Genomic DNA, 11,242 nt, shown 5'->3' with positions numbered 1-11,242 from the left:
CGGCGAGGTGCGAGTCGCCAGCCGCTTACGACTTAGCCGCAGGGTGCGTCAGGGACGGACGCAGTCGTTTTCTTCGACATCGACGGGCTGCCTCGCGAGTTGATATAGAACGCGAGGAGTTCGGTATATCTACTTGATTTATTTATACCGGCCGCTTCATCCGAACTTCGCGAACCGTGCGGGTCGAGGAGTTCATGACCAGCGTGTGGGTGTGGACGAAGCCGTTCTCGTAGGTGACGCCATCGAGGAGTGCGCCCTTGGTGACGCCGGTGGCGGCGAAGATGGCGTCGGCGCGCACGATTTCGGCAAGGTCGTACTTCTTGTCGAGGTCGGTGATGCCGAGCCGCTCGGCGCGGCCGCGCTCGTCGGCGTTGCGGAATACCAGCCGGCCCTGGAACTGGCCGCCGACGCACTTCAGCGCCGCGCAGGCCAGCACGCCCTCGGGCGCTCCGCCCTGGCCCACATAGAGGTCGACGCCGGTCGAGGGATCGGCGGTGTTCATCACGCCGGCCACATCGCCGTCGGTGATCAGGTAGATGCGGCAGCCCACCGAACGGAGGCTCGCGATGATGTCGGCATGGCGCGGGCGGTCGAGGACGCAGACGGTCAGCTCTTCGGCCGGCACGCCCTTAGCCTTGGCCAGGGCCTTGACGTTGTCGGCGGGCGACTTGTCCAGGTCGATCACACCGGCCGGATAGCCCGGCCCGCAGGCGATCTTGTCCATGTAGGTGTCGGGCGCATTCAGCATGGTGCCCTTGGGCGCCCAGGCCATCACCGCCAGCGCATTGGCCATGGCCTTGGCGGTGAGCGTCGTGCCCTCCAGCGGATCCAGCGCGATGTCGATCTTGTGCTTGCCGCCCTTGCCGACCTTTTCGCCGATGTAGAGCATCGGCGCCTCGTCGCGCTCGCCCTCGCCGATGACGATCTCGCCGTCTAGGTCGAGATCGTTCAACGCCGTGCGCATGGCATCGACGGCGGCCTGGTCGGCGGCCTTCTCGTCGCCGCGGCCGACCATCTTCCAGGCGGCGATCGCCGCGATCTCGGTGACACGGACCGCTTCCAGCACCAGGCTGCGGTCGAGGACTTCGGAACTCATGTCTGTGGCGTCTCCGGCCAAATCTTTTCGTGGAAGGAATTAGATGCGGGCGATGCGTAGCAGCCTCGGGCGGTCGAGCACAGCCGGCAGACCGGCGATATGTTCGATGGCGGCCTTCAACACGCTTTCGGCCACCGCATGGGTGGTCAGTACGATGGGCACGCCCTGGGCGTTCTCCACCGGCTTCTGCAGAAAGCTCTCGATCGAGACGCCGGCCTCCGCCAGGGCCTCGGAGACCGCGGCGATGACGCCCGGCTCGTCCTTCACCGACAGGCGCAGGTAGGCGCGGCCGATGCTCTTGGACGGATCCACCGGAGTGAAGGGAGAGAGCTTGCCCGCCGGGGCCTGGAAGACTGGCCGCACGGCGCCGGCCATGACGTCGGCGATGTCGGCGGCCACCGCGGCGGCCGTGGGGCCTGCGCCCGCGCCGGGACCCTGGACGAAAATGCGCCCGGTTCGAACGCCTTCGATGAAGAGCGCATTCAGCGCCCCGCCGGCCTGGGCCAGCGGGTGGTCCAGCGGCGCCAGCGACGGATGCACCCGCACCAGGACCCCGTCCGGCGAGCGGTCGGCCGAGGCCACTAGCTTGATCCGGTAGCCCAGATCGCGCGCAAGCTTGATATCCAGAAGGTCGACGCTCTCGATGCCCTCGATCTCGGCGGCGGCGTAGTTGGGCGCGCAGCCGAAGGCGAGCGCGGCCAGGATGGAGATCTTGTGGGCCGCGTCAAAGCCGCCGACGTCCATGGTCGGGTCCGCCTCGGCGTAGCCCAGGCGCTGGGCCTCGGCCAGGACCTCGGCGAAGTCGCGGCCCGTGGCCTCCATCTCGGTCAGGATGTAGTTGCAGGTGCCGTTGAGGATGCCGGCCACCGACTTGATATCGTCGCCGACCAGGGCCTCGCGGACCATCTTCACCGCCGGGACGCCGCCCATAACGGCGGCCTCGAACAGCAGCGGCATGCCCTGCCCTTCCGCCAGGACCGCCAGCTCCGCGCCATGCTCGGCGATCAGGGCCTTGTTGGCGGTGACCACGGGTTTTCCGGCGCGCAGGGCGGCCTCGACCGCGGCCTTGGCCGGCCCGTCGGAGCCGCCGATCAACTCGACGAAGATGTCGGTCTCCGGCGAGGTCGCCAGCGACACCGGATCGTCGAACCAGGGCAGGCCCGAGATGTCGAACGGCCGCGGCCGCGAGCGCGAACGGGCCGAGACGCCGGTGACAGTGGCGCGGCCACCCGCCGGCGCGAAGTCGGGCCGCTCGGCCAGGAAGGTCAGCAGGCCGGCACCAACGGTGCCCAGGCCCGCGACGCCGACACGCCAGGTTTTTCGATCGGTCATTGAGCCGCCAGGGTGTTGTGGGCGCGGGCCAGGATGTCGTCGGACTGGCTAAGGAACTTCTTCACGTTGCGGGCCGCCTGGCGGATACGGTGCTCGTTCTCGACCAGGCCGACGCGCACGAAGCCCTCGCCATATTCGCCGAAGCCGACGCCGGGGGCCACGGCCACGCCGGCCTCCTCGATCAGCAGTTTGGAGAACAGCAGCGAGCCGGCTTCCTTGAACTGCTCCGGCACCGGAGCCCAGGCGAACATCGAGGCGCTGGGCGACGGGATGTCCCAGCCCGCGCGCTTCATGGTCTCGACCAGCACATCGCGGCGGGATTTGTAGATCGCCCGGATCTCATCGACGCAGTCCTGCGGTCCGTTCAGGGCCGTGGCCGCAGCCACCTGGATCGGGGTGTAGGCGCCGTAGTCGAGGTAGGATTTCACCCGCGCGAGCGCCGCGCAGATCCGCTCGTTGCCCACCACCATGCCGACGCGCCAACCGGCCATCGCATAGGTCTTCGAGAGAGAATTGACCTCGACGGCGATGTCCTTGGCGCCCTCGACCTGCAGCACCGACGGCGGCGGGTTGTCGTCGAAGTAGATCTCCGAATAGGCGATGTCGGAGATCACCAGCATCTCATGCTTTTTCGCGAGCGCGATGGCCTCCTTGTAGAAGTCCAGGTCGACACACTGCGCCGTCGGGTTCGACGGATAGCTGAGGATCAGCACGGTCGGCGGCGGCGCCGAGTGCTTCACCGCCCGGCTCACGCCGGACAGATAGTCCTCGGGGCTCAGGGCCGGGACGTGGCGGATCACCCCGCCGGCCATGATGAAGCCGTAGGCGTGGATCGGATAGGCCGGGTTGGGGCAGACGATCACGTCGCCGGGCGCGGTCAGAGCCTGGGCGAGGTTCGCGAAGCCCTCCTTGGACCCCAGCGTGGCGATCACCTCGGTGTCCGGGTTCAGCTTCACGCCGAAACGGCGATCGTAGTAGCCGGCCATGGCGCGCCGCAAGCCCACGATGCCCTTGGAGGCCGAATAGCGGCCGGCCTTTGGGTCGCGGGCGGTTTCGATCAGTTTGTCGACGATGTGCTTGGGCGTCGGCATGTCCGGATTGCCCATGCCGAAGTCGATGATGTCCACACCCTGGGCGCGCAGGCGCGCCTTGATGCGGTTGACCTCCTCAAGGACGTAGGGCGGGAGGCGACGGATACGGTGGAAGTCGGGGGTCATGTCGAAGGTCTTTTAGCCGCTCAAATGCCCGAATGCGGCTCTCTTCGGAGGTGAAGGCGGGCATGGATAGACTCCGGGCGGGAGCCAGCCAAGCCATGGTTCGATGAATTTTCAGCCTCCGCGGGGTCCTATCTTTTGACCGGCGGAGGCGGTGTAGCTCGCGCCTTGAGGTCCCGGGCGAAGGCCTCGGTGTCGCCGGGCTGCACCGGCGGCAGGACCGGGCCGGCGTCTGCCCGCGCCTGGGCCGCGAAGGCGTCAGTGTCCTTGAGCGTCCAGGTCGAATCGGCGGTGGCCGCGATCAGCTTGGCGGCGTCCGCATTCACCCGGTCGGCGTCGCGGCCATACTGGCGGGTCGGCCGTAGGCCTGTCGGCTTCTTCGGGAAATCCACGAAGGTCGGATAGGGCGCGTCGGGCCGAACAGTCTTGACCACCTCGGCGGCGACCGGTGAGCGCGGATCGACGATCGCATCCTTGAACGGATGGACGCAGCCCGACAGCAGAGCGCAGCCGGCGACGCCCGCAGCCAAACCGCTGCGGCGTAGGTTCACAAAAGGGCTCGACCGCGTCGTCATTTTCCGATCCGGTCTTAAGCGATGATCGAGACAGGCGAAAGGGCGCAAGCGCCATCGCCGCCGGGAGGACGATCTTATGAGCGGGCGAACCTCGCAAAAGAAGGACGGCAAGACGCCCAAGGCCACGGGCGCCGGGAAGGCCGCTCAGGCCAAGCTCGCGCCGAAGATGAAGGCCAAGGCGAAAGCCAAGGCCAAGGCGGCGCCGACCTCGGCGCCCGACGCGTCGCCTCACATCGCAGCGCAAGCGGCGCCGGCTCCGGGCTTCGACATGGCCGCCATGAGCGCCGACCAGCGCGCGGTGGTCGAAAAGCTCTCCATGAACCTGGCCCGCGCGGCGCTGACCGCCCAGGGCGCTATCGCCGAGATGGCCCTGCGCCAGGCCGACCGCCCCGCAGCGCTCTCGCTAGACCCGTTCCACGTCGCGCCGGCGCTGACCGAGGTGATGGGCCGCCTGGCCGCCCAGCCGGACCGGATGATGCGCGCCCAGGCCGATCTGTTCGCGCGCTATCTCGACCTCTGGCAGGCCACGGCCCAACGACTGGGCGGCCAGGCGCCGGACCCCGTCGCCCATCCTGCCCGCGGCGACAAACGCTTCCTGGATCCGGAGTGGTCGGAGAACCCAGTCTTCGATGTGATGAAGCAGTCTTACCTGCTCACCGCCAACTGGATGAACAGCCTGGTGGCCGAGGTCGACGACGTCGACCCGATGGTGAAGCGCCGGGTCGAGTTCTTCATGAAGATGCTCACCGACGCCTTCTCGCCGTCGAATTTCCTGGCCTCCAACCCAGCGGCGCTGCGCGAGGTCATGACGACGGGCGGCGAGAGCCTAGTGAAGGGCATGGAGAACTTCGCCGCCGATTTGGAACGCGGCGGCGGGCAGCTGTCGATCGCCCAGACCGACTACGAGATGTTCAAGATCGGCGAGAACGTCGCGACCGCGCCCGGCAAGGTCGTGTTCCGCAATGAACTCATAGAATTGCTGCAATTTTCTCCCACGACGGAGAGCGTCTGCGAGATCCCGCTGGTGATCTTCCCGCCGTGGATCAACAAGTTCTACATCCTCGACCTGCGCCCTGAGAACTCGATGATCCGCTGGCTTTCCGCCCAGGGGATCACGGTTTTCGTGGCGTCCTGGGTGAACCCCACCGCCGAGCTCGCCGACCGCACCTTCGAGGACTATATGCGCGAGGGCATCTACGCCGGGACGCAGGCGGCGATGGACCAGTGCGGCGTCGATCGGGTCAACACCGTCGGCTACTGCATCGGCGGAACCCTGCTCTCCTCGACCCTCGCCCACATGGCGGCCAAGGGCGACAAGCGCATCGCCTCGGCCACCTTCTTCGCCGCGCAACAGGACTTCTCGGAAGCCGGCGACCTCCTGCTCTTCACCAACGAGGACTGGCTGAAGGACCTGGAGCAGAAGATGGACGCCGGCGGCGGTGTGCTCTCCGGCCAGTCCATGGCCGACACCTTCAATGCGCTGAGGGCCAACGACCTGATCTGGTCGTTCTTCGTCAACAACTACCTGATGGGCAAGGAGCCCAAGCCCTTCGATCTGTTGTTCTGGAACTCCGACCAGACCCGGATGCCGAAGACGCTGCACATGTACTACCTGCGCAAATTCTACGGCGAGAATGCGCTGGCGAAGGGCGAACTGATCCTCGACAACGTCAAGCTCGACCTCGGCAAGGTGAAGACCCCGATCTATGTGCAGTCCTCGAAGGAGGACCACATCGCGCCCGCCCGCTCGGTCTACAAGGGCGCCAAGCTGTTCGGCGGGCCGGTGACCTTCACCCTGGCCGGCTCGGGCCACATCGCCGGCGTGATCAATGCGCCGGCCGCCCACAAGTACCAGTACTGGACCCACGAAGAGCTGCCCGCCTCGCTCACGGCCTGGCATGCCGCCGCCAAGGAAACCCCCGGCTCCTGGTGGCCGCACTGGATCGAATGGCTGAAGGCCCGCTCCGGCGGCCAGGTCCCCGCCCGCGACCCCGCCAAGGGCAAGCTGAAACCGCTCGGCGACGCGCCTGGGACCTATGTGAAGGTGCGGAGCTAGGCGCGTCACAACGTTACTAAGGTTTAATGCCAGCTACCTTGCATCGCCCACTACCTTGCCATAGGTTCTGACCTCGCAAGGAGGCGCCGACGTGCCTGAAGCCATCGAGATCCAGCTGAAGAAAGGCGCGCTTGAACTGTGTGTTCTGGCCCTGCTTTCGAAGCACGACAGCTACGCCTACGAGATCGCCAGCCAGCTCTCTGATTCCATCGGGATGGGCGAAGGCACGATCTATCCGCTGATGCGCCGGCTGCAGACCGACCGCCTCGTCGAGACCTATCTCGTCGAGAGCCCGGCCGGCCCGTCCCGCAAATACTACCGGCTGACTGAGGCCGGAAAGGCGAGTTTCAGCTCGCAGAAGTCCGCCTGGAGCTCGTTCTCCGGCGCAGTTGAATCCATCCTTGGAGGGGTGAAATGACCCGTCAGGCGTTCATGGCCCGATTGCGGGAAGGCCTTCGTGGCCTGCCGCCGTCGGCCCAGGCCGACATCGTCGCGGACTACGAGAACCATTTCAATGAAGGCGCCGCCGCCGGCCGAAGCGAGGCTGACGTGGCCTCGGGCCTTGGCGATCCGGGCCGTCTGGCGCGCGAGCTGCGCGCCGAGATCGGCCTGCGCCGTTGGGAAGAGGAGCGCAGCCCCTCGGCCGGCGCCTCGGCCATCTTCGCGGTGCTCGGCCTGGGCGCCCTCGACATCCTGGTGCTGCTGCCGATCCTGATGGGCATCGGCGGCGCGATTTTCGGCGTCGGGGTGGCAGTCATCGCCATCTTCTTCACCGGCGGCGTGGTGTTCGCGGCCGGGCCCTTCAGCGGCCTGCCCGGCGGCGCCGGCGCGGCGGTCCTGGCCGGCATCGGCCTGATGGCCGGCGCGGCCTCGCTCGGCGCGGTGCTGGCCATCGTGACCATTGGCCTGGTCAATGCCCTGGTCTGGTACGGCCGTCTCCACTACCGGCTGCTCAAGCCGGCCCTTGAACCGCAAGTCTCCGGAGGCCTGCAATGATCCGCGTGCTCGTCATGATCGCCGTAACCGGCTTCCTGGTCTCCGTGGTCACCATCTCCAGCGCCGTCGCCATCGCCGGCCCGGACCTCTTCACCGACGCCATCCTGAACCACAGCTTCATCGGCGGGCACTGGACTGGCGACGACGACTTCAGCTGGGAGAAAGACAGCCATTCCGGACCGCAGGCGACCCGCGAGATGGCCTGGACCGGCGGCGACACCCTGGAAGTCGATGTCCCGGCCCAGATCACCTACACCCAGGCGCCGGGTGACGGTAAGATCACCGTCACCGGGCCGCAGCGCACGCTGGACAACCTGGAGGTCGACGGCGGCCGCCTGCGCTTCGGCCACGGCCACTACCGGCACGGCGGCGACCTGACGATCGTCATGACCGCGCCGGCGGTGACCCACTTCGACCTGCGCGGGTCCGGGCGGCTGAACATCGAGGGCTACAAGCAGGACAAGCTCAACCTCGACATCTCCGGCAGCGCCACGGTCTCGGCCAAGGGCGAAGCTAAGGGCCTGCAGCTGTCGATGTCCGGCTCGAGCGAGACCGACCTGGCCGACCTGAAGCTCAGCGACGCCGACGTGAACATCGAAGGCTCCGGCCAAGCGACGCTGGCGCCCACCGGCGCGGCCATTGTCGACATCTCGGGCTCGGGCGACGTCACCCTGCTGACCCGGCCGTCGAAGCTGGAAAGCAACGTCTCCGGCTCCGGCAGCATCCATCAGCGGGACGGCTCGCCGGTCACGCCCGCGGCGCCGGCCGTTCCGCCAACCAAGGGCGGCAAGAAAATCTGAGGGCAGGAACTCAGGCGGGGATGAACTTCAGCGCGACGCCGTTGTTGCAGTAGCGCAGGCCGGTGGGCTTCGGCCCATCGGGGAAGACGTGGCCCTGGTGACCCAGGCACTGGGCGCAGTGGTACTCGGTGCGCGGCACGCCGATGGCCAAGTCGGTCTTCTTCATCAGAGCGCCGGGGATGGCCGTGTAGAAGCTGGGCCAGCCGGTGCCGCTCTCGTACTTCCACTCCGACTTGAAGATCGGCAGGCCGCAGCCAAGACAGGCGAAGGTCCCCTTGCGGTGTTCGTTGAGCAGCGGGCTCGACCCCGGCCGTTCAGTGTCCTCATGGCGCAGCACCTCATAGGAGGCGGGCAGCAGGCGCACCCGCCACTCCGCATCGTTGATCTTGCGGAACGGCGAGTTGGCGTAAGGGTCTTCCGCCGCCAGGGCCAGGCTCGGCGCGGCGGCGGCAAGCGCCGTGGCCATCAGGAACCCACGGCGCGAGAGGTGCTGGATGCTCATGCCTGGATTACGTGGCGCCACGGCGGAAAGTTACAAGCCTTCTTCGGTTTCAGGGACGTCACGTTCGATGGATCGGCCCCAGGCCTACTCGACCGTGAAGTTGAACTGGCGCAGCTGGCCGTCGATGGTCACGCGGATCACGTAGTCGCCCGACGGGTCGCCGGCGGCCACCGCCCAGACGTTGAAGATCAGGTTCTCCCTCGGCGCCACGTCACGCTCGAACACCGCCGAGCGATTGTCGGCGGCGACGGTCATGCCCGGCGGAAGCTTCGCCTTTTCGCCCCAGGTGTTGGTCGGAGCCGGCAGACGGATCTCCTCGCGCACACGCACTGTGGACTTGTTGGTCTTGAGCTTGACCAACCAGCCGTATTGCTGACCGGCCTTGTTCGGCACCTTGTCCGCCTCCTTGAAGGCGGGCTTGCCGTCGACCGTGTTGAAGACCCCGAAATGGCCGTCGAGCAGCTCGACATAACCCGCCGTCGCCGGCGGAGGCGCCGGCGGCGTCTGTGCGACGGCAGGCGCCGCCATAAAAGCGGCCGCCGCCAGGCCGAGGCTCAGGAGCGTCTTCATAGCGCGAGCTAACCGGCTCCCAGGTCTCAGCGCAAGCTAGAGCCCGGCTGCTTCGTCCAGGCCCAGCATAAGGTTGAGGTTCTGCACCGCGGCGCCCGAGGCGCCCTTGCCGAGGTTGTCGAGCTGCGCCAACAGCCGCGCCTGACTGCCGTCGGCGTTGCCGAAGACGTAGAGGCGCATGCGGTTGGCGCCATTCAGCGCTTCCGGGTCCAGGGCAGCGACATAGCCGCCGGCTCCGGCGCGGGTCTTCTGCAGTTCGGCGCATTCGAGGCCGCTCGCCACTTCGACAAAGCGTTCGCCAGCGTAGTGAGCCTGTAACGCCACGTGCAGGTCGGCAGGACTGGGCTTGCCGGGCAGAGCCCAAAGCTGCAGCGGGACCTCGACGATCATCCCCTGCGCGAAGCGTCCGACGGCCGGCGCAAATACCGGCGGATGGTTGAGTCCGGCATGAACCTTCATCTCCGGCAGGTGCTTGTGCGCCAGGTTGAGCCCATAGACGCGGAAAGCGTCGTTGGTCCCCGCCGGCGCTGGCGCCTCGAACTCCTCGATCAGCCCCCTGCCGCCGCCGGAATAGCCCGAGATCGCATTGACGGTCAGGGGGGAGTCCGGCGGGATCAGGCCCGCGGCCACCAGCGGCCGCACCAGGCCGATGAATCCGGTGGGATAGCAGCCCGGATTGCTGACCCGCCGGGAGCCGGCGATCGCCGCGCGCTGATCCTTGGCCATCTCGGCGAATCCATAGGTCCAGCCCGCATCGACGCGATAGGCCGTCGAGGCGTCGACGATGCGCACGCTGTTGGACGTCACCAGCGACACCGCCTCGCGCGACGCCGCGTCCGGCAGGCAGAGCACCACCGCGTGGGCGGCGTTCAGCAGCTCGGCGCGGGCGGCCGGGTCCTTCCGCCGCGCGGGATCGATCGACAGGATCTCCAGATCGCTGCGGCCGGCCAGCCGTTCGCGGATCTGCAGCCCCGTGGTGCCGGCTTCGCCATCGATGAAGATTGTGTGGGCCATGGTCTTGGATTCCAGATGGGATCGAAAAGCGTTTGGGCAAAGAGAAAGGGCGCTCCGGTTTCCCGAAGCGCCCTCGCAAGCACGGATATGTCCGGGCTGAGTCTTAGCGCTTCGAGAACTGGAAGCTGCGTCGGGCCTTGGCCTTGCCGTACTTCTTCCGCTCGACCACGCGGCTGTCGCGGGTGAGCAGGCCGTGCGGCTTCAGCACGCCGCGCAGCTCCGGCTCGTAGTAGGTCAGGGCCTTGGAGATGCCGTGACGGATCGCGCCGGCCTGGCCGGAGAGGCCCGAACCCTGCACGGAGACGATCACGTCGAACTGGCCCGCGCGGTCGGCGAGGTCCATCGGCTGGGCGATCATCATCCGCAGCACCGGACGCGCGAAATAGATTTCCTGGTCGCGGCCGTTGATGGTGATCTTGCCCTTGCCGGGCTGGATCCAGACGCGGGCGATGGCGTTCTTGCGCTTGCCGGTCGCGTAGGCGCGGCCCTGGGCGTCGACCTTGCGCTCGTGGACGACGACGTCCTCGGCTTGGGTGCCCAGGCCCTTGAGCGCGTCGAAGCCGGTGGCGGCTTCAGGCGTGGTGGCTTCCGACATACTCAGGCGCTCCGCACGTTCTTGGCGTTCAGATCGGCGAACGCGATGGTCTCGGGGTTCTGGGCGGCGTGCGGATGCTCGGGCGCGTTGTAGATGCGCAGGTGCGTCAGCTGCTTGCGGGCCAGCGGGCTTTCCTTGGGCAGCATGCGCTCCACGGCCTTCTCGAGCACGCGCTCGGGGAAGCGGCCATTGAGGATCGCGCCGGCGGTGCGTTCCTTGACGCCGCCGGGGTGGCCGGTGTGCCAGTAGTAGATCTTGTCGGTCAGCTTCTTGCCGGTGAACTTCACCTTGTCGGCGTTCACGACGACGACGAAGTCACCGCAGTCGACGTTCGGGGTGTAGTCGGGCCGATGCTTGCCGCGAAGACGGTTGGCGATGAAGGTCGCGAGGCGGCCGACCACGGCGTTCTCGGCGTCGATCACGATCCACTTCTTCTCGACCTCGGCGGGCTTCAGCGAAGCCGTGGTCTTCATCATGGGAAACTCATCCGGA

At 67.2% G+C, this 11,242-nt stretch carries 13 protein-coding genes; 4 read left to right on the top strand and 9 right to left on the bottom strand.

All coding sequences use genetic code 11. The features are described 5' to 3' along the window. Window positions 1-142 precede the first annotated feature (142 nt). From glpX to VHS75_RS12300, 4 genes are all read right to left on the bottom strand, one after another. On the bottom strand, window positions 143-1,096 hold the full coding sequence (gene glpX / locus VHS75_RS12315) for a class II fructose-bisphosphatase (RefSeq protein WP_329638912.1): 954 nt from the start codon (window positions 1,094-1,096) through the stop codon (window positions 143-145). Between the two features lie 39 nt (window positions 1,097-1,135). Beyond that, entirely contained in the window at window positions 1,136-2,428 is a 1,293-nt protein-coding gene (locus tag VHS75_RS12310) for a homoserine dehydrogenase (RefSeq protein ID WP_329638911.1), read from the bottom strand. Further along, window positions 2,425-3,645, bottom strand: a complete 1,221-nt coding sequence (locus VHS75_RS12305; RefSeq protein ID WP_329638910.1) for an LL-diaminopimelate aminotransferase — start codon at window positions 3,643-3,645, stop codon at window positions 2,425-2,427. Before VHS75_RS12305 ends, VHS75_RS12310 begins: the two co-directional genes overlap by 4 nt. A gap of 128 nt (window positions 3,646-3,773) precedes the next feature. Beyond that, window positions 3,774-4,193 (bottom strand): hypothetical protein, encoded by a 420-nt coding sequence (locus VHS75_RS12300; protein WP_329638909.1) that lies wholly within the window; start codon window positions 4,191-4,193, stop codon window positions 3,774-3,776. 100 nt (window positions 4,194-4,293) lie between these two features. Here VHS75_RS12300 and phaC point away from each other — a divergent pair, with 100 nt between their 5' ends. The 4 genes from phaC (at window position 4,294) to VHS75_RS12280 (ending at window position 8,069) form a co-directional block, all read left to right on the top strand. After that, a complete protein-coding gene (gene phaC / locus VHS75_RS12295; RefSeq protein ID WP_329638908.1) occupies window positions 4,294-6,273 on the top strand; it encodes a class I poly(R)-hydroxyalkanoic acid synthase in 1,980 nt (659 codons plus the stop codon). A 91-nt stretch (window positions 6,274-6,364) separates the two neighbouring features. After that, window positions 6,365-6,691, top strand: a complete 327-nt coding sequence (locus VHS75_RS12290; protein WP_329638907.1) for a PadR family transcriptional regulator — start codon at window positions 6,365-6,367, stop codon at window positions 6,689-6,691. Beyond that, on the top strand, window positions 6,688-7,269 hold the full coding sequence (locus VHS75_RS12285) for a DUF1700 domain-containing protein (RefSeq protein WP_329638906.1): 582 nt from the start codon (window positions 6,688-6,690) through the stop codon (window positions 7,267-7,269). The genes VHS75_RS12290 and VHS75_RS12285 overlap by 4 nt, the downstream gene beginning before the upstream one ends. Next, window positions 7,266-8,069, top strand: a complete 804-nt coding sequence (locus VHS75_RS12280; RefSeq protein ID WP_329638905.1) for a GIN domain-containing protein — start codon at window positions 7,266-7,268, stop codon at window positions 8,067-8,069. Before VHS75_RS12285 ends, VHS75_RS12280 begins: the two co-directional genes overlap by 4 nt. A 10-nt stretch (window positions 8,070-8,079) precedes the next feature. Here the strand turns inward: VHS75_RS12280 and msrB are convergent, their stop codons facing one another. The 5 genes from msrB to rplM form a co-directional block, all read right to left on the bottom strand. Continuing rightward, window positions 8,080-8,571: a peptide-methionine (R)-S-oxide reductase MsrB gene (gene msrB, locus VHS75_RS12275; protein WP_329638904.1), complete on the bottom strand. Its 492-nt coding sequence runs from the start codon at window positions 8,569-8,571 to the stop codon at window positions 8,080-8,082. 84 nt (window positions 8,572-8,655) lie between these two features. Beyond that, complete coding sequence (locus VHS75_RS12270; RefSeq protein ID WP_329638903.1) at window positions 8,656-9,141, bottom strand: hypothetical protein; 486 nt, start codon at window positions 9,139-9,141, stop codon at window positions 8,656-8,658. Between the two features lie 36 nt (window positions 9,142-9,177). After that, a complete protein-coding gene (argC, locus tag VHS75_RS12265) occupies window positions 9,178-10,155 on the bottom strand; it encodes an N-acetyl-gamma-glutamyl-phosphate reductase (protein ID WP_329638902.1) in 978 nt (325 codons plus the stop codon). 103 nt (window positions 10,156-10,258) lie between these two features. Continuing rightward, window positions 10,259-10,750 carry a 30S ribosomal protein S9 gene (gene rpsI / locus VHS75_RS12260; protein WP_329638901.1) on the bottom strand — a complete coding sequence of 164 codons (492 nt, stop codon included), beginning with the start codon at window positions 10,748-10,750 and terminating at the stop codon, window positions 10,259-10,261. Between the two features lie 2 nt (window positions 10,751-10,752). After that, the gene (gene rplM / locus VHS75_RS12255; RefSeq protein WP_329638913.1) at window positions 10,753-11,226 is read right to left on the bottom strand and encodes a 50S ribosomal protein L13; all 474 of its coding nucleotides are present in this window, start codon (window positions 11,224-11,226) and stop codon (window positions 10,753-10,755) included. Window positions 11,227-11,242 lie beyond the last annotated feature (16 nt).

The sequence above is a fragment of the Phenylobacterium sp. genome, from assembly GCF_036264965.1.
Lineage (GTDB): Bacteria > Pseudomonadota > Alphaproteobacteria > Caulobacterales > Caulobacteraceae > Phenylobacterium.
Note: the sequence above shows the minus strand (reverse complement) of the source record. Positions and strands in the feature narration are given on the sequence as shown.